This window comes from Streptomyces fulvoviolaceus (genome assembly GCF_000718165.1).
Lineage (GTDB): Bacteria > Actinomycetota > Actinomycetes > Streptomycetales > Streptomycetaceae > Streptomyces > Streptomyces fulvoviolaceus.
On the sequence record NZ_JOEY01000013.1, the window covers coordinates 26,759 to 44,400 of the forward strand.

Here is a 17,642-nt window from a genome sequence, read left to right on the forward strand (position 1 = left end):
CCCATGCGTGTCAACCGGATCCTGCTCTCCTCCGCCCTGGTCGTCGTCGCCCTGGTGCTCCAGGTGAGCGTCCTCGCCCGCCTCCACCTCCCGGGCGCCGTCCCCGACCTGCTGCTGCTCACCGTGCTGGGCCTCGCCCTGGTCTACGGCCATGTCGGCGGCGCCCTCGTCGGGTTCGGCGCGGGCCTGCTGGCCGACCTCGCCCCGCCCGCCGACCACGCGGCCGGCCGGTACGCCCTCGTGCTGTGCGTCATCGGCTACCTCGCCGGCCTCGCCAAACCGGAGACCGGCAGACTCAAGTCGGCCACCGGCCCCATGGTCGTCGTGGTCGCCGCCGCCGTCGGCACCACCCTGCTCTACGCCGGGGTCGGCGCCCTCGTCGGCGACACCGCCGCCCGCCATGTCGGCCTCGGCAGCCTCCTGTTCACGGCCGCCCTGTACGACCTGCTGCTCGCCCCGTTCGTCGTCCCCGGGATCATGGCGCTGGCCCGGCGCGCGGAGAACGACCCGCTGGCCGAGACGAACTCCGCGGCCAAGTCGGCGGACATCTCCTCGGGCTGGCTCTCCTCGGGCACCGGCCTCAAGATCGGCGGTCAGCGGGGCGGTCTCGGCGGCCTGAAGACCAAGGCCCGGACCCGTACCGCGCGCGTGGGTCGCATCAAGGGGGTCAAGCGGCTGTGAGTACGCGGGAGTTGGCGGGCCGCGTTCACAGGTTCGCCGTATATGACACGTACACACACTGAGAGGGGGCGGCAGCCGCAGTGACCAACATCCCCGAGACCGGACGGACCCCACGGGTCCAGATCCGGCTCATCGTGATCCAGATCCTCGTCCTGTCCCTCCTCGGCACCCTCGGCGGGCGCCTCTGGTATCTCCAGATCCGTGAGGGCGACGAGTACGCCGCGGAGGCATCCGGCAACCACGTCCAGCAGGTCGTCGAGCCCGCAGTACGCGGCTCGATCCTCGACGCGCGCGGTGTGCCGCTGGCCGACAACGAGACCCGGCTCGTGGTCTCCGCCTCCCGCACCGACCTGCTCAAGATGAAGGACGACGGCAAGGCCGTCCTCATCAAGCTGGCCAAGGTCCTCGGCATGAAGCCCGCGGAGGTCATGCGGAAGGTCCGGCTGTGCGACGCCGAGACGCCGCAGCCCTGCTGGAACGGCTCGCCCTACCAGCCGATCCCCATCACCGACGAGGCCACCGCCAAGCAGGCCCTGCAGATCCGCGAGCGCGCCGAGGACTTCCCCGGCATCACCGCCGAGCCCGAGGCGGTCCGCCGCTACGCCGCCCCCGGCCAGGCCAACACCGCCCAGGTCCTCGGCTACCTCTCGCCCGTCACCGACGACGAGATCACCAAGGCCCAGGACACCGACTCGCCCTACCTGCGCTCCGACCAGGTCGGCCGCTCGGGCCTGGAGCGCGAGTACGACAAGGAGCTGCGTGGCAAGGCCGGCGTCACCCGCTACGAGGTCGACAACCTCGGCCGCGTCATCGGCCAGGCCGAGGCCGACGAGGCCCAGCCCGGCTCCAACCTCGTCACCAGCATCGACTCCCGCGTCCAGCGGGTCGCCGAGTACGAGCTGAACGAGGCGATGAAGGAAGCCCGCAAGCAGTACGACGACAACACCGGCGAGAACTACAAGGCCGACTCCGGCGCGGTCGTCGTCATGGAGGCCAAGACCGGCCGCGTCGTCGCCATGGCGTCCAACCCGACCTACGACCCGAACGCCTGGGTCGGCGGAATCTCCGCCAAGGACTACACCAAGCTCACCGGCAAGAACTCCAACTACCCGCTGCTCAACAGGGCCATACAGGGTCAGGCCGCGCCCGGCTCGATCTTCAAGGTGGTCTCCACGGCCGCCGCGGTCGAGGCCGGCTACGACTTCGACGGCCGCTACGACTGCTCCAGTTCGTACTCGGTCGGCGGCCAGGTCTTCAAGAACTTCGAGTCGCAGGGCTACGGCCCGATCAACCTCGGCCGGGCCCTGGAGGTCTCCTGCGACACCGTCTTCTACCGCCTCGCGCACAGCGAGTGGAAGAGGGACGGCGGCATCGACCCCAAGGGCAAGACCAACGACTACTTCTACAAGGCCGCCCACCAGTTCGGCCTCGGCGCGACCACCGGCATCGACCTGCCCAACGAGGTCACCGGCCGCATCCCCGACCGCCAGTGGAAGCAGAACTACTGGAAGGCGAACAAGGACGCCTGGTGCAAGACCGGCAAGAAGGACGGCTCGTACGTCGAGAAGATCGCGTACGAGAACTGCCTCGAAGGCAACAAGATGCGCGCCGGTGACGAGATCAACTACTCCATCGGCCAGGGTGACACCCTCGTCACCCCGATCCAGATGGCCACGATCTACGCGGCGATCTCCAACGGCGGCACCCTGTACGACCCGACGGTCGGAAAGGCCGTCCTCAGCGCCGACGGCAAGCAGGTCTCGGAGATCAAGCCCCAGTCGCACGGCAAGCTGCCCGTGAGCGGCCGGACCCTGGCCGAGATGGACGAGGCCCTCGCCGGCGTCGCCACCCGCGGTACCGCCGCCTGGCGGTTCGGGGGCTGGCCGCAGGACAAGATCCCGATGCACGCCAAGACCGGTACCGCCGAGGTCTACGGCAAGCAGACGACGTCCTGGTTCGCCACGTACACCAAGGACTACGCGATCGTCATGACGATCTCCCAGGGTGGTACGGGCTCCGGCGCCTCCGGCCCTGCCGTCCGCAACATCTACGACGCCCTCTACGGCGTCTCGGACGACGGCACGATCAACAAGAAGAACGCGCTGCTGTCCACCCCGCAGAAGAGCCTGCCGACGGTCCGCACGGACGGGACGATCAAGTCCCCGAAGGTCGTCAAGGACCCGGCCAAGGACCAGCGGGCCACCCAGGAGGGCGCGGCCGAGCCGGACGAGACCCAGCAGGCGGCCACCGTGAACACGCCGACGACAGGGAACCGGAACACCCGCCGACGGCCGCGCAGAAGGGGAAGCCGGAGGATGCTCACATGACCGGCGCCAACAGCTTCCAGGTCTCCGGGTACGGGCCCGCGCGGGCGGGCTGGACCCGCCTGCTCGCCCGTGACTCCCTCGCCCGCCGGCTGGACTGGCCGATACTGTTCTCGGCCCTCGCCCTGTCGATGATCGGCTCGATCCTCGTCTTCTCGGCGACCCGCAACCGCACCGAGATCAACCAGGGCGACCAGTACTACTTCCTGATCCGGCACCTCATGAACACCGGCATCGGGTTCTGCCTGATGATCGGCGTGGTCTGGCTCGGCCACCGCAACCTGCGCACGGCCGTCCCGCTCCTCTACGGCGCCTCGGTCTTCCTGATCCTGATGGTGCTGACCCCGCTGGGCTCGACGGTCAACGGCGCCCACTCCTGGATCGTGCTCGGCGGCGGCTTCTCGCTCCAGCCCTCGGAGTTCGTGAAGATCACGATCATCCTGGGCATGGCGATGCTGCTGGCGGCGCGGGTCGACGCGGGCGACAAGCCCTACCCCGACCACCGGACCGTGCTGCAGGCGCTGGGTCTGGCCGCCGTACCGATGCTGATCGTGCTGCTCATGCCCGACCTCGGGTCGGTCATGGTCATGGTCATCATCGTGCTCGGCGTGCTGCTCGCCTCGGGCGCCACCAACCGCTGGGTGTTCGGGCTGCTCGGCGCGGGCACCGCCGGCGCGATCGCCGTGTGGCAGCTGCACATCCTGGACGAGTACCAGATCGCCCGCTTCGCCGCCTTCGCCAACCCCAGCCTCGACCCGGCCGGCGTCGGCTACAACACCAACCAGGCCCGCATCGCGATCGGTTCGGGCGGACTGACGGGCTCGGGCCTCTTCCACGGCTCGCAGACCACCGGCCAGTTCGTGCCCGAGCAGCAGACCGACTTCGTCTTCACGGTGGCGGGGGAGGAGCTGGGCTTCGTCGGCGCGGGCCTGATCATCGTGCTCCTCGGCGTGGTGCTGTGGCGCGCCTGCCGCATCGCCCGCGACTCGACCGAGCTGTACGGCACGATCGTCGCCGCCGGGATCGTCGCCTGGCTGGCCTTCCAGACCTTCGAGAACATCGGCATGACCCTCGGGATCATGCCGGTCACCGGTCTGCCGCTGCCGTTCGTGTCGTACGGCGGCTCGTCGATGTTCTCCGTATGGGTGGCGGTGGGGTTGTTGCAGTCGATCAGAGTGCAGCGGCCGATGTCCGCCTAGATGTTGTTCACCTCAGGTTTCCCCGGGATTCGTCCCGGGTGGGGCCTGCCGTCCCGCCCGGACACCAACTAGATTCAGGTCATGGCGGACACAAAGCGCGAGATCGAGCGTAAGTACGAGTCCGACGAGAGCGGGCTGCCCGACCTCACCGGCGTCGCCGGGGTCACGGCTGTCATCGACAAGGGTGTCGCACACCTGGACGCCACCTACTACGACACCCGCGACGAGCGCCTCGCCGCGTCCTCGATCACCCTGCGCCGCCGCACCGGCGGCTCCGACGCCGGCTGGCACCTGAAGTTCCCCGTCGCCCCCGGCGTACGGGACGAGATCCAGGCGCCCCTCTCCGACACCGTCCCGCGCACCCTCTCCGGCCTCCTCCGCTCCCGCGTCCGCGACGCCGAGCTGGTCCCCGTGGTCCGGCTCCGCTCCGACCGGGACGTACGTCACCTCGTCGACGCCGAGGGCGGGCTGCTCGCCGAGGCCAGCGTCGACGCCGTACACGCCGAACGGCTCACCGACGGCGGCGGCACAGCCCAGTGGACCGAGATCGAGGTCGAGCTCGCCGACGGCGGCGATGTGGCCTTCCTCGACAAGGTGGAGAAGCGGTTGCGCAAGGCGGGGGTGCGGCCCTCGGGGTCGGCCTCGAAGCTGGCGCGGGCGCTCGCGGAGACGGGCCCCAAGCGGAAGAAGCGCAAGCCCGCGCCGGACCCGGTGACCGCCGGCGACCACGTCCTCGCCTACGTCCGCGCCCAGCGGGACGCGATCGTCGAGCTCGACCCGGCCGTCCGGCGGGACGTGTACGACTCCGTGCACCGCATGCGCGTCGCCACCCGCCGGATGCGCAGCGCCTTCCGCTCGTACGGCAAGGTTCTCGACCGCACCGTCACCGACCCGATCGGCGAGGAGCTGAAGTGGCTCGCCGGCGAGCTCGGCGTCGACCGCGATCAGGAGGTCCTCACCGAGCGCCTGGCCGCCGCCCTCGACGAGCTGCCCCGCGCCCTGCTCCTCGGCCCGGTCCGCACCCGACTGCGCACCTGGTCGCACGCCCGGCGCGGAGGATCACGCCGCCGCCTCATCGCCGTACTCGACGGAAAGCGGTACCTGGAGCTGCTCGGCACGCTCGACGCCCTCGTCGCCGATCCGCCGCTGCTGGAGGGGGCCGGCGGGAAGCCGGAGAAGGTGGTCGCGAAGGCCGTACGCAAGGACTTCTCAAAGGTGTCCGCGCTGGTCGAGCAGGCGGTGGAGCTGCCGCCCGGGCACGACCGCGACTTCGCGCTGCACGAGGCGCGCAAGAAGGCCAAGCGGACCCGATACGCGGCCGAGGCCGCGAGCCCCGCGCTCGGGGACCCGGCGACCGGCCTGGTCAAGTCGATGAAGGCCCTGCAGAGCCTGCTCGGCGACCACCAGGACAGCGTGATGGTCCGCGAGGCCCTGCGGGAGCTCGCCCAGCAGGCGCACGGGGCGGGGGAGAGCGCCTTCACCTACGGGCTGCTGTACGGGCGTGAGGAGCAGCGGGCGGCGGCGGTGGAGGCCGAGGTGCCGGGCTTCTGGGCGGGGGCCAAGGGCGGGCCGGACTTCTGAGCGTGCGGAGGGCCGTCGCGATCGCGTTACGCTAGATGGCCATCCCTGTCAGTTCAGTCCAGCCCACGAAGGTGCGCGAGATGCCTGCCGAAGTCGCTGCGGCCGCGGAGTCCGTGTTCCCGCAGCTCGAAGCTCTGCTCCCGCATGTGCAGAAGCCGATCCAGTACGTCGGCGGAGAGCTCAACTCCACCGTCAAGCCGTGGGAGTCGTGCGACGTCCGCTGGGCGCTCATGTACCCGGACGCGTACGAGGTCGGGCTGCCCAACCAGGGCGTCATGATCCTCTACGAGGTCCTCAACGAGCAGGAGGGCGTCCTCGCCGAGCGCACCTACAGCGTGTGGCCGGACCTGGAGGCGCTGATGCGGGAGCACGGCGTCCCGCAGTTCACGGTGGACAGCCACCGGCCGGTGCGCGGCTTCGACGTGTTCGGGCTGTCGTTCTCGACCGAGCTCGGCTACACGAACATGCTGACGGCGCTGGACCTGGCGGGCATCCCGCTGGAGTCGAAGGACCGTGGGCTGGACGACCCGATCGTGCTGGCCGGCGGGCACGCCGCCTTCAACCCCGAGCCCATCGCGGACTTCATCGACGCGGCGATCATCGGCGACGGCGAGCAGGCCGTGCTCGACATGACGCGGATCATCCGCGAGTGGAAGGCCGAGGGACAGCCCGGCGGCCGCGAGGAGGTCCTGTTCCGCCTCGCGAAGACGGGCTCGGTGTACATCCCGGCGTTCTACGACGTGGAGTACCTCCCCGACGGCCGTATCGCCCGTGTCGTACCGAACAAGTCGGGTGTCCCGTGGCGGGTGTCGAAGCACACCGTCATGGACCTGGACGAGTGGCCGTACCCCAAGCAGCCCCTCGTCCCCCTGGCCGAGACGGTCCACGAGCGCATGTCGGTCGAGATCTTCCGCGGCTGCACCCGCGGCTGCCGCTTCTGCCAGGCGGGCATGATCACCCGCCCGGTGCGCGAGCGCTCGATCACGGGCATCGGCGAGATGGTGGAGAAGGGCCTGAAGGCGACGGGCTTCGAGGAGGTGGGCCTCCTGTCCCTGTCCTCGGCGGACCACTCGGAGATCGGCGACATCGCGAAGGGCCTGGCGGACCGGTACGAGGAGGACAAGATCGGTCTCTCCCTCCCCTCCACCCGCGTCGACGCCTTCAACGTGGACCTGGCCAACGAGCTGACGCGCAACGGCCGTCGCTCGGGCCTGACCTTCGCCCCCGAGGGCGGCTCGGAGCGCATGCGCAAGGTCATCAACAAGATGGTGTCCGAGGAGGACCTCATCCGGACGGTGTCGACGGCGTACGGCAACGGCTGGCGTCAGGTGAAGCTGTACTTCATGTGCGGCCTGCCGACCGAGACCGACGAGGACGTCCTCCAGATCGCGGACATGGCGATGAACGTGATCGCCGAGGGCCGCAAGGCCTCGGGCCAGAACGACATCCGCTGCACGGTCTCGATCGGTGGCTTCGTCCCCAAGCCCCACACTCCGTTCCAGTGGGCGCCCCAGCTCTCCGCCGAGGAGACGGACGCCCGCCTCACGAAGCTCCGCGACAAGATCCGCGGCGACAAGAAGTACGGCCGCTCGATCGGCTTCCGCTACCACGACGGCAAGCCCGGCATCGTCGAGGGCCTGCTGTCGCGGGGCGACCGCCGCATCGGCGCCGTCATCCGCGCGGTCTACGAGGACGGCGGCCGCTTCGACGGCTGGCGCGAGCACTTCTCCTACGACCGCTGGATGCAGTGCGCCGACAAGACGCTGCCCGCCTTCGGCGTGGACGTCGACTGGTACACGACGCGCGAGAAGACGTACGAGGAGGTCCTCCCCTGGGACCACCTCGACTCCGGCCTCGACAAGGACTGGCTCTGGGAGGACTGGCAGGACGCCCTCGACGAGACGGAGGTCGAGGACTGCCGGTGGACGCCTTGCTTCGACTGCGGGGTGTGTCCGCAGATGGACACGGCTATACAAATCGGGCCGACCGGGAAGAAGCTGCTGCCTCTTACGGTCAAGAAGTCTGAGACCAGCGGACACGCTCACTGACGTGAGCGAGGCGTTGCGTCGCATCGTGGAGGCCCTGGGGGACGGCGGCGAGGAAGAAGCAGCTACCGTCCTCATCACGCTCGGTGCCCAGCGCGGGCGACAGGTGATCGTTCGGGAGACGCCGAGGACGCCCCTGCCGCCGCCTGGGGGCTCGGCGATCGTTCACTCCGAGGTGGAGTGGATCTGAGGCGCTGGTCGCCCAGGGTGAGAGGGCCGTACGGCTGTCGCCTGAGTGGCGCTCTCAGCTCGCGGTAGGTCTCCCTGCTTCCTAGCGTGGCGATATTCGCTACGAAGGAGGTGGGCATGCCAGCGAGCGAGCCGCCAGCAGGCGGATCTCCGGCGAGTGGTCCGCGGTGGGGGAGCCGGGGAGATGCTCCTCCTCCCGGGCAGTGGGCATCTCCTCCTGGGCCGCCGCAGAAGCAGCGGCGGGGGCGTGGCTGTCTCTGGGGATGCGCCGGCGCCTTGGCCGCGGTGGTCGTCATCGTCGTGGTCGTGCTGGTGATCGCCCTCGGGGACGGCGATGAGAGCACCACACCTGCGCCCAGCACGACCACCGCCGGTAACACGACGCAAGAGACGGGGCAGGAACCCCAGGGCAACAGCGAACGAGCGGATCTCGTCAACTTCCGGCTGGACGACCGATCAGAGGCTGGTCTCACCAACATCTGGATCGCTTGGACGATCAAGAACAGCAGCAGCGACAAGTCCGACTACTCATGGGACTGGGAGGTGGTCGACGCCAACGGCACCCGCTTGGAGAACGGAACTCAACTGGAGACCGACGTGCAGCCCGGCCAGACCGCCCGAGGCGAGTACCCCACGACGCTCAAGAGTGCGAAGGGCGTCAAACTCAACATCACCAGCTTCAATCGCACTGCCAGCTACTGACGGCTTGCGGCAGTTGTTGTTGGTCATTCCGCAGATGGGCATGGCCATGAAAATCGGTACGACGGGCAAGAAGCTGCTGCCGCTTACGGTGAAGAGCGCGGCGTCGGCACCGGCTTCGAGTTGGCATGTGCGCTGAGGTGAGCGAGGTGCTTGATCGGGTGGTTGAGGCTTCGCGTTCTCGGTTGCCGGTCCCATCGGCCTTCTCCCGGACGCCGCTGCCGGGCCTAGGGAGTTGCTCGCAGATCGTCTCCCCAGTGGAGTGGGCCTGAGGACTGGTTCCAAGCTTGTGCACAGTCGTGCACTCTTTGAGCTCCTCCCTTATCTGCTAGGGGCTCAAAGGGTGTGTGAGTTCGTTGTGCTGATGTCGTGGAGCCCTTTAAAGCTGACTGTGTTGCTCGTTGTGACTCTTCGAATCTATTCCCTTACGTAGACGTGCATCCTATGATCGTCACATGGTGGTGGGGGCGGGCGAATGCACGGATGAAGTAGCAGAAAAGATCTTGAGCGCGACCGTGAATGCGCAGCTCAACGCCCCGATCAGGTGGAAGTCCAAGAGTATTCGCAAGGACGGGCGGCCGTCGCAGCTTGAGGGCAATGTGCCAGTTCGCAGCGACTTGCCGGATCGCTTTGATCTTCTGTTCCGGATCAAGGTGGACCTCGTCTGGGAGTACACACTCATCCTGCGACATCTGCCCAGCGGCACGAACGTGCGGCGGCTTGACGTGCGGGGCACTCACCGTGACCGAGTGGGCGAGGACTACATATGTCGTACCCACAAGCACCGCTGGAGCGAGGCTCGCGGCAACAAGGACGTATACGCGCCCACGGACATACGCCATGACCCGACGGTCCCTGTGGACACGTCGCTTGCTTTCTTGGATGAGGAGTACCGTCGGGTCTTGCTTGACTTCATGAGCGAGTGCAACATCGCGATCGGTACCGGGTACACCTGGTATAGCCCGCCGGTACCGCCCGACACGCTACCGCTAGAGGGACTGGAGGAGTACCCATGATCAGGGACGACCTACTGCCCTCCTCTGTCCGTGACCAGCTCCCTGGATGGACGGTTGCCCCTGGCGGGAAGCCTGGAACAGTCGCGCTCACCGGGGGCCTCTTCTTCAGCGACGGTGATGGGGTCACCGTGCTTCTCCGCGTATCCGGTCAGGAAGTTCTTGCCAGCGACGCCGGTGTCGCGGCCATGCGATTGCTGGACGCCGGTGTGGACCTTGGGGGAGGGCGCGCAGCTAAGGCTTGGGCAGAGATCCTCGACGGCTACCACCTGAAAGAAATCCACGGACGAATCACTGGTCGCCGCTCGATCCGTTGCGCCGGTGCCCTGGTAGCTGACGTTGCTGGCGCAGCGCTGACCACGGATAGCCTGAGGTGGCTCGCTCAGGGTGGGCGAGAGAGCACCTTGGAGCGGTCGCTATACGCCTTCCTCAGCTCTGCCCACCTCGAGTACCAAAAGCGCCCATCGGTGCGCCTCCCGCGAGGCGGTGAGGTGCGTCCAACGGCTCGGGTGAACGCTCCGAAGCGTGAGGTATTGGTTCAGGCCGCCAGTAGCAAGCAAGCAGCCGAGCACGCTCTCGTCCTGGTGCAGCAGCTTGCTCGCGCTCGCTACTCTCGGGATCAACGATTTGTGCTGCTCGACGGCAATGTTGATCAATGGAGTCCGGATCAGTTGGATCTCCTGGCAGACAACGCCTCGGTCGGCTTCGCGTCGGATATGCGCATGGTCGATGCCTTCTTGAAGGAAGGGAAGAACCCGCCCCGGCTCTGGGTGCAGACAACTGACTGAGGCGCCTGTACCCACTTGCCCGCAGCCTTCCATGTGTGGCTGAAAGACTGCCCGCTCGTAGGCGCTGGCTCCTACGAGCGCCTCAGACTCCGAGGTGGAGCGAACGTCGCCACGACAGCTGACCCTTCCTGAGACGTTCCTGGGAAAGGGGTCACGGCCCTGCGTCAGGCTGCAGTCACAGCGACCGACGAGCGTTAGCCGCGCCCGATCGGTCTCCGGCACCTGCCCCGGTACCTCCGCCTTCGTGCTGCTCAGCGTTCTCCGTGAGGTATTGCCGCACGATCTTCCCGAGCAACTCCCCTAGATGGACCCGCTCTCGGTATGCGGCTCGCTGGAACGCTTGGTACTGCTCAGCGCTGAGCATGGCGTGCACCGATCGAGCGTCAGGGTGCATGTGACCGCAGCAGATTAGGCGTAGACAGATGTCGGCCTTGGTTTCGCGGACCTTTGGCGTACGCCACGGATAATGGGCATAGCCCTTCAGCTCCTCTCGGCAGCGGCCGAGCGCCTCGAACATCTCTGCCTTGCGTCTGTGCCTCTCCAGTCCGTAGTGGTGCCGGAACCAGTCGCGACGGTCAGGGTCGGCTATCTCGCGCTGGGTGCGCTCCACCCGCCTGGTGATGCCGGCGTAGACCCCGGGCCTCATAGCTCGTTTCGCGAATCCGACAGCGGGATAGCGGTGATGCAGGTCCATGTCTCGAACCCATTCCTTCGCGCTGCGACCGTTCTTCCAACGGTTGCAGTCCATGCACGACGGAACGAAGTTCCACCAGACGTCTGCGCCTTGGTCGGCGATGGGTCTCTCGTGCTCCAGTGTCTCGGCACGCGATCGCCCGCAGTGCACGCAAAGTCCACGGTGAGCCGTCAAGATCATCAGCCACAACCAGGTCGGTTGCTTGCTGCGATCACCCAGGCGGACCATCCTCGTCATGCTGCCTCCTCATGGTGGACGTTGGCGTCGGGTCCCACCATGGCCACGCAGAGAAGCTACAGACTGAGAACCGAGCCTCGTACCGGCCAGCGTCGCGCGGCACAGTAGCGAAGTACAGCAACCACACAAACCGACCTCGTCCAGCGGCGTCCTGCCGAGACATCGATGACGCCGTGGCCGCGTATGTGGCCAAGTACGTCACGAAGGGTGCGAGCGAGATGGGCGCCGGCCTCGACCACCCGATCAGCTCGTGGGACGACGTCGAATCGGCGCCTGTGAGCGAGCATGTCCGCGCCCTTATGCATACCTGCTGGCGTCTCGGCGCTCTTCCCGAGTACGCGCACCTCCGCCTACGGGCCTGAGCCCACACCCTTGGCTACCGGGGCCACGTACTCACGAAGTCGCGTGCCTACTCGACGACGTACGCGGCACTCCGCGCCGAACGCGCCCATCACATGGGCCATGCTGAGGTTCCCGACGCCGTCATCGACCGGAGTTGGCGTTACGTCGGCTCCGGCCACACGCCCGGAGCTGCACTCATCGCGGCCGGAGTCGCCGATGGCCTGGCGGAGTCTCGGAGACTGGCTACCGAGGCGCCGCAAGAGGGGGAGTGGTGCTGATAACCGCTCCGGCCGAACGTGAACCCCGTGCTGGGGGGCGCTACCCCAGACGTCCCACGACGGGACTGCGAGCCTGATCGATAGCGAGATCGTGATCATCGACGACGACGGGACAGAAGAACCGTTCGAGCCCGGATTGTGGTTCTCGAGCGCCAAGAAGCCGCCAGCCCGGGGTCCTTGGGAACGCGGCTGCGCTTGATAGGTCTCGAACTGTGGATTGTCCCGACCCCCTCTCGTAGAGTGAGATGGCGCGCCACTTCGTGGCGACAACGGGCATGGGAATTCGTTGTCGCCTGGATTTGGCGTGACAGACCGACGCCTGGGCGGTGGCTCTGCTCGGCGTCGCTTGCCCGCATCCACACGCACACCGAAGCACCTCAACGAAGACCCCCGTGTCACGGGGCGCAACCGGCGGGCACTGCGTTTGCCAGGCGCCCGCCTGCCTTCGTTGAGGCCTTGCTCGTTGGCGAAGTCTCTCGGAAGCGGCGGCTGACACCGTCCTCGGGAGGCGGCATGTGGGCCGTACTGGAGCAAGTGGCCGTGGCTGCTCCGCAGATCTTTCTCCATGTCGTCGGCCTATTGGTCGTGATGATCCTTCTGTCGCTAGTCGTCAGTCTTCACAAAGCCGAGGCGGCAGGGCGTCCGGAGATCATCAGAGCTCTTGCGGAACTGATGGCGTTCTGGAAGAAGCGATGAACGGTGATGGGGATTCTTGAAATCGGCTCTGGCCGCAGTTGCGTGAAGGCCAAGACGGGCTGGCGATCTGGGGCTCAAACATGTGAGGTAGCCCGCACTGTTTGACTTGATCTTGGGTCTTATCTCGGTAGCCGCGTTCCAGGGACAGGCGGTTCAGGGTGTGAGCCGTCTGCGGACGGGGGAGTCTGAGTTGGCACTTCAGGCGTTGCCATCTGAGGCCGATGGACGGGCGGTCTGAGCCTGTGCTGATCGGCGAGGAGACGGGGGCCGTGGATGAGTGTTGCGGGTAGTACACCGTTTCCATATCTTGCGGGCCTGACGGTGCCCTTGTCCGGCGCCATTGGGCTCACTGTGGTGCTGACGTCCGCATACCGAGGCTCCGATGATTGGCTCATCTGGAGCTGTGCCGCCGTTGCACTGGCCGCCGCGAGTGGGGCTGCTTTCGTTCATGGCCTGCGGCGCTGGACAGAACTCGCCGGGCTTGGTGGCGTACCGGTGCAGGTTGTGGCCTGGCGCCTGGCCCTGCTGTATGCAGTCAGCGGCATGGTGCTGATCGTGGTGCTGCGCGGGGACCTTGTCGGCGCCTGGCGAGCACTTGTGCTGATCGTGCTTGCCGTACTCGGACTTGCCCCCGGAGCGGCCACCATTGTGGGTGTCGGCCATGTGGCACGCATTCGGGCCGACACTGCCCACGCCTCGCCCGGTCTCCAACTCGGAACCTTGATCGCTGCGGGTCGGCTGCTGCAGTCGCTGCTAACCGTCATGGGCGGGATCGTTGCCCTGCTGGTGATCGCTGAGGCCACCAGCCAGCGCATGACCGAGCAGACGAGCATCGAGACCACTTTGGTCTTCGGAGCCAGCAACTCCGCCCTCGTCGCGATCGTGTACACACCCGTGGCGGCGAAACTTCGTCAGCGCGGTCGTGAACTGGTTGATCTATGCCACCCGTTGGGGACCCTCGCCCCCGATGAACTGGCCGAAGCTTTGGACAAGCGTTCTCGGCTGGAGACGTCTTTGGGCGTCGACCGCACGGCCTTCAGCGATATTCAGACCAACCTGGTCGTCGTCGGCCCGCTGCTGGCAGGTGCAGCGTCCGTCTTCCTGTCCCGGTAGTGCTGCAACAGGCCGGAGCCGGTCACGGCTGGGTGAGGATGCGGGTCCAGAGGAGTTCGAACGAGGCTCGGTCGTACATAGCTCGCTGGCTCGTTCCCCTCGCTGACCTGGAGATTCACGGAACTGCGGCCAGAGCCGTTTTCAAAGAGCCCCATCAACGGCACCGCCGACAACTCACTAGTGTCCTGCGCCAGTAGTTGCTCGTTAGTTGGTGTGTGATTTCTGCTGCTGGTGCGTCAGTTCCTCGTCGGGGCCCGAAGTTGGAGCCGTTGCTGCTGTCCGCTGAGGAGCGGGCGGTGTTGGAGCGGTGGACGCGTCGGGCGACATCGGCCCAGGCCCTGGCCTTGCGGGCGCGGATTGTGCTGGTGTGTGCGGGGCCTGAGGTGCCGCCGATTGTCGCGGTCGCCCGGGATCTTGGGGTGACCGCGGACACCGTCCGCAAGTGGCGGCGGCGTTTCCTCGCCGAACGGCTGGACGGTCTGGCCGACGAGCCCAGGCCGGGCCGGCCGCCCACCATCAGTGTCGATCAGGTTGAGGCGGTCGTGGTCACGACCTTGGAGGAGATCCCGAAGAACGCCACCCACTGGTCGCGGAAATCGATGGCCGAGCACAGTGGTCTGTCGAAGTCCACCGTGGGCCGGATCTGGCGGCAGTTCCAGCTCAAGCCGCATCTGGCGGACACTTTCAAGCTGTCGACGGACCCGTTGTTCATCGAGAAGGTCTACGACGTCGTCGGCCTGTATTTCAACCCGCCCGAGGGCGCGGTGGTGCTCTCGGTGGACGAGAAGTCGCAGATCCAGGCCCTGGACCGGTCCCAGCCGGTGCTGCCGATAATGCCGGGCATGCCCGAGCGGCGCACCCACGACTACGTGCGCAACGGCCTGACCACCTTGTTCGCCGCGTTCGACGTCGCCACCGGCGAAGTCATCACGGCCCTGCACCGACGCCACCGGGCCGTGGAGTTCAAGAAGTTCCTGATCCGCATCGACAAGGAGGTGCCCGCGTACCTGCAGGTCCACCTGATCGTGGACAACTACGGCACCCACAAAACACCGGCGATCAGGGCCTGGCTGGCCAAACACCCGCGGTTCGAGCTGCACTTCGCCCCGACCGGCTCGTCCTGGATCAACCAGGTCGAGCGGTGGTTCGGCTACCTCGCCCACCAGATGATCCGCCGCGGCGCACACAAGAACATCCAGGCCCTTGAAGCCGACATTCGGGCCTGGGTCAAGCATTGGAACGAGGGCCCTAAGCCGTTCATCTGGACCAAGACAGCCGAAGAGACCTTCGACTCCCTCGCCCGCTTCTGCCGACGGATCTCCGACGCAGGACACTAGAAGACCTCGGCGAAGTCGTCTTCCTTGAGGACTAGGCGGTCCCGGACGTCCTTGGGGATCATGAGCTTCATGTGGATACGGGGAGCGCGCATCCCCGGTACCTTCGTCCTCTTGATCTTGCACTTCACGCCGATCCGAAGCAGATCGGCAGCCATTGCCTCCATGCCGCCTTCCTCCCAGCGCTCGCGGAACGACTTGCCGTTGTGTACGGCCACCCATCGGTCCTGAGTGGACTCGGGGTCCATCGCTTCCAGTTGCTTGATCAGGTCGTCCAACGTCCTGTCCGCCTGCTCCTTGGTGAACCGGGTCTTCGTGAAGCGCCCTCCCGGCTCAAGCCCGGTCATGTAGTAGCTGATGGATTGTTCGAGACGCTGCTGTTCCTTGCGGGCCTCAGCGCCCTGCCGATACTCGCGTGTCATGACCGGCTCGTCCCCGAGCACTCTCAGCACGTCTTCGACGAGCTTGCTGTAGATCTCGTAGGGGTTCGGGGCGCCGTGACCTCCGGCCTTGCACTTGCCGCACCGGAGGTACATGTAGGAGCGGTCCTTGACGCGGTTCTTCTGCACCGTCATGTGTGAGCCGCAGTCGTCGCAGATCAGGACTCCGAGGAACTGCGTGGCTCCCTGCGGGCTTCGGGTGGGCTGGTTCTTCCCGCGTCGGTCCAACGCGTCTTGCAGACTCTTGAACTCGTCCTCACTGAAGATCGGGTCCGCCACTCGGATGGGCTTGGCATCGGCGCCCAGCACGATCTTCGAGCGGCGTACGCCCCCGGTCTTGTCCTCTTCTACCCGGTAGCCCATGAGCGCCGGGTTCCTGAGCCTGCGGAGCATCGTCGCTGTTGTCAGCCCTGGCCCGCAGAGTCCGGCGCGGACGAGGACCTTGGCCATGCGACGAGCGGAAGCGGGCTTGGCCCTGAGCGCGGCGTTGCGGCACCAGCGCAGTGCCCTGTACGCGTCCTGATCGATGACGAGGACGACTCTGCTGGCCTCGTCATTCGCTGTTTCGTAGCCGTACGTCGGCTTACCTACGAGCCAGTCACTCTGGGTCTTTGTGTAGCCCCAAAGGCTCGCGACGCGCGTGCTCGTGTTGGCTGCCTCGATCTCGGCGATGCCACCGATGATCGTGACCATGATCTTTCCAGCCGTAGTGGTCAGATCGATGGAGTCGTTCTTGGAGACGAGGTTCTTCCCGTACTTCAGGCACCAGTCGATCATGGTGCTGAGGTCGGAGAGGCGTCGTACGAAGCGGTCCAGCTTCCAGAAGAGCAGGACGTCGAACTCCGGCACCCTGTTGTTGAGCCAGTCCCCAAGTTCCTTCCGCTTCCACGGCGGGACCTTGGTCGCCGAGACGTTGAGGTCGCTGGCGACTCCGATGACTCGATAGCCCCGCTCCCTGGCGAGTATGCGTAGATCAAGTTCTTGGCGCACAGGCGACGTCGTGTCGTCGGTGAGAACGGACAGCCGCACGGACAACAGGGCTCGGGGAGCGTCGTCCGGTAACAGTGCCTCCGCCTTCTTAAGATCTTTCAACAGGGCAAGATCCGCCTCCGTCCACTGGGCCTCAACGGTGTACTGCTTCTGCTCTGCTGCGGCTCGCGTCCTGGTTCGTTTGGCCATGTCGAGCAACGTAGCGCGGATTTAGGCGAGTTGGTATATGGCCGCAGATGGACACGTCCATCCAGATCGGCCCGACCGGCAAGAAGTTGCTGCCCCTGACGGTGAAGCAAGCGGCGGGGAGTGGGCACAGCCACTGAGGTAAGAAGTGGGTTCGAGGAAGGGGAGATCGGCGGGATCGATCTCCCCTTCCGGGCATTGCGGGACCTAGGATCCGCGCCATGCACAAGGGTGGGGATTCCATACAGTCGGCCGGACGGGACACGGAGATCGTGTTCGTCTATGAGCCGACGCCGGCCGACTACGAGGCCGCGTTGCGCCGTTACGTCTACGGGACCTGGCCGGGGCGGCGGGGTGTACTCATCCCGGCGGCGCTGATCACGGTGCTCGTGCTGGCCTTCGCGGAGGTCAGGGGCTTCTCGCCCGCGGTCGTGGCTCTTCTGGTCGTCGCCGCCGTGGTCACCGCGGTCGTGACCACCGTCAGGACGCTGACCCGGGTCGCCCGGGAGCAGGTCGGGGACATGGAGGAGTACGGGACCTGCCGGACGGTGGTCGGCGAGGAGGGCCTGACGACCACGGGTGGGGACCAGGCCAGCACCATCGACTGGCAGGCGTTCCCCTGGTACGTCGAGACCGACGAGCTGTTCGCCCTCACGACCGTGAAGACCAGGATCTTCTTCGTGGTTCCCAAGCGTGGAGCCCAGGATCCGGCCGATGTGGACGCGCTGCGGGCCGTACTGGATCGGAACCTTCGTCGGTTGTAGGCCGGGCGGTTCCCGCCGGTGTTTCGGGCCGGCGGGAACCGTGGTCGCG

The 17,642-nt window shown here is 66.7% G+C and carries 15 protein-coding genes and 1 pseudogene; 14 read left to right on the forward strand and 2 right to left on the reverse strand.

Annotation, left to right across the window (positions count from 1 at the left end):
* The first annotated feature begins 3 nt into the window (after positions 1-3).
* From mreD to IG08_RS0115550, 9 genes are all read left to right on the forward strand, one after another.
* A complete protein-coding gene (mreD, locus tag IG08_RS0115510) occupies positions 4-681 on the forward strand; it encodes a rod shape-determining protein MreD (RefSeq protein ID WP_030601542.1) in 678 nt (225 codons plus the stop codon).
* A gap of 80 nt (positions 682-761) precedes the next feature.
* Positions 762-3,008, forward strand: coding sequence for a penicillin-binding protein 2 (mrdA, locus tag IG08_RS0115515; RefSeq protein WP_030601544.1), 2,247 nt, complete (start codon positions 762-764; stop codon positions 3,006-3,008).
* Entirely contained in the window at positions 3,005-4,204 is a 1,200-nt protein-coding gene (rodA, locus tag IG08_RS0115520; protein WP_030601546.1) for a rod shape-determining protein RodA, read from the forward strand. Before mrdA ends, rodA begins: the two co-directional genes overlap by 4 nt.
* 81 nt (positions 4,205-4,285) lie before the next feature.
* Positions 4,286-5,785, forward strand: coding sequence for a CYTH and CHAD domain-containing protein (locus IG08_RS0115525; RefSeq protein ID WP_030601549.1), 1,500 nt, complete (start codon positions 4,286-4,288; stop codon positions 5,783-5,785).
* An 80-nt stretch (positions 5,786-5,865) separates the two neighbouring features.
* Positions 5,866-7,833: a TIGR03960 family B12-binding radical SAM protein gene (locus tag IG08_RS0115530; RefSeq protein ID WP_030601552.1), complete on the forward strand. Its 1,968-nt coding sequence runs from the start codon at positions 5,866-5,868 to the stop codon at positions 7,831-7,833.
* Position 7,834: 1 nt separating this feature from the next.
* Positions 7,835-8,020, forward strand: coding sequence for an ABC transporter permease (locus IG08_RS0115535; RefSeq protein WP_030601555.1), 186 nt, complete (start codon positions 7,835-7,837; stop codon positions 8,018-8,020).
* A 284-nt stretch (positions 8,021-8,304) separates the two neighbouring features.
* Entirely contained in the window at positions 8,305-8,721 is a 417-nt protein-coding gene (locus IG08_RS0115540; protein WP_030601558.1) for a hypothetical protein, read from the forward strand.
* 452 nt (positions 8,722-9,173) lie between these two features.
* Positions 9,174-9,734 (forward strand): hypothetical protein, encoded by a 561-nt coding sequence (locus tag IG08_RS0115545; RefSeq protein ID WP_030601560.1) that lies wholly within the window; start codon positions 9,174-9,176, stop codon positions 9,732-9,734.
* A complete protein-coding gene (locus IG08_RS0115550) occupies positions 9,731-10,519 on the forward strand; it encodes a hypothetical protein (RefSeq protein ID WP_030601563.1) in 789 nt (262 codons plus the stop codon). Before IG08_RS0115545 ends, IG08_RS0115550 begins: the two co-directional genes overlap by 4 nt.
* A gap of 175 nt (positions 10,520-10,694) precedes the next feature.
* On the opposite strand, the gene IG08_RS59015 is transcribed toward IG08_RS0115550, so the two are convergent.
* Positions 10,695-11,450, reverse strand: a complete 756-nt coding sequence (locus IG08_RS59015; RefSeq protein ID WP_106980943.1) for an HNH endonuclease — start codon at positions 11,448-11,450, stop codon at positions 10,695-10,697.
* A 173-nt stretch (positions 11,451-11,623) separates the two neighbouring features.
* Here IG08_RS59015 and IG08_RS54215 point away from each other — a divergent pair.
* From IG08_RS54215 to IG08_RS0115575, 4 genes and pseudogenes are all read left to right on the forward strand, one after another.
* Positions 11,624-12,070, forward strand: a pseudogene (locus tag IG08_RS54215) (replication initiator).
* A 513-nt stretch (positions 12,071-12,583) separates the two neighbouring features.
* The gene (locus IG08_RS0115565; RefSeq protein WP_030601571.1) at positions 12,584-12,766 is read left to right on the forward strand and encodes a hypothetical protein; all 183 of its coding nucleotides are present in this window, start codon (positions 12,584-12,586) and stop codon (positions 12,764-12,766) included.
* 273 nt (positions 12,767-13,039) lie between these two features.
* Positions 13,040-13,879 (forward strand): hypothetical protein, encoded by an 840-nt coding sequence (locus IG08_RS0115570; RefSeq protein ID WP_158812237.1) that lies wholly within the window; start codon positions 13,040-13,042, stop codon positions 13,877-13,879.
* 218 nt (positions 13,880-14,097) lie between these two features.
* Positions 14,098-15,216 carry an IS630 family transposase gene (locus IG08_RS0115575; RefSeq protein ID WP_106980947.1) on the forward strand — a complete coding sequence of 373 codons (1,119 nt, stop codon included), beginning with the start codon at positions 14,098-14,100 and terminating at the stop codon, positions 15,214-15,216.
* Here IG08_RS0115575 and IG08_RS0115580 read toward each other — a convergent pair.
* Positions 15,213-16,832, reverse strand: a complete 1,620-nt coding sequence (locus IG08_RS0115580) for a recombinase family protein (RefSeq protein WP_052424710.1) — start codon at positions 16,830-16,832, stop codon at positions 15,213-15,215. The two genes, IG08_RS0115575 and IG08_RS0115580, sit on opposite strands and share 4 nt — an antisense overlap.
* 218 nt (positions 16,833-17,050) lie before the next feature.
* Here IG08_RS0115580 and IG08_RS0115585 point away from each other — a divergent pair, with 218 nt between their 5' ends.
* Positions 17,051-17,593 carry a YcxB family protein gene (locus tag IG08_RS0115585; protein ID WP_030601583.1) on the forward strand — a complete coding sequence of 181 codons (543 nt, stop codon included), beginning with the start codon at positions 17,051-17,053 and terminating at the stop codon, positions 17,591-17,593.
* Positions 17,594-17,642 lie beyond the last annotated feature (49 nt).

What these genes read in the sequence shown, in the direction of transcription:
- IG08_RS0115585 (WP_030601583.1), top strand. Translation starts at nt 17,051, where the DNA reads ATGCACAAGGGTGGGGATTCCATACAGTCGGCCGGACGGGACACGGAG.
- IG08_RS0115580 (WP_052424710.1), bottom strand. Translation starts at nt 16,832, where the DNA reads ATGGCCAAACGAACCAGGACGCGAGCCGCAGCAGAGCAGAAGCAGTAC.
- IG08_RS0115550 (WP_030601563.1), top strand. Translation starts at nt 9,731, where the DNA reads ATGATCAGGGACGACCTACTGCCCTCCTCTGTCCGTGACCAGCTCCCT.
- rodA (WP_030601546.1), top strand. Translation starts at nt 3,005, where the DNA reads ATGACCGGCGCCAACAGCTTCCAGGTCTCCGGGTACGGGCCCGCGCGG.
- IG08_RS0115525 (WP_030601549.1), top strand. Translation starts at nt 4,286, where the DNA reads ATGGCGGACACAAAGCGCGAGATCGAGCGTAAGTACGAGTCCGACGAG.
- IG08_RS0115570 (WP_158812237.1), top strand. Translation starts at nt 13,040, where the DNA reads ATGAGTGTTGCGGGTAGTACACCGTTTCCATATCTTGCGGGCCTGACG.
- IG08_RS59015 (WP_106980943.1), bottom strand. Translation starts at nt 11,450, where the DNA reads ATGACGAGGATGGTCCGCCTGGGTGATCGCAGCAAGCAACCGACCTGG.
- IG08_RS0115565 (WP_030601571.1), top strand. Translation starts at nt 12,584, where the DNA reads ATGTGGGCCGTACTGGAGCAAGTGGCCGTGGCTGCTCCGCAGATCTTT.
- IG08_RS0115545 (WP_030601560.1), top strand. Translation starts at nt 9,174, where the DNA reads ATGGTGGTGGGGGCGGGCGAATGCACGGATGAAGTAGCAGAAAAGATC.
- IG08_RS0115530 (WP_030601552.1), top strand. Translation starts at nt 5,866, where the DNA reads ATGCCTGCCGAAGTCGCTGCGGCCGCGGAGTCCGTGTTCCCGCAGCTC.
- mreD (WP_030601542.1), top strand. Translation starts at nt 4, where the DNA reads ATGCGTGTCAACCGGATCCTGCTCTCCTCCGCCCTGGTCGTCGTCGCC.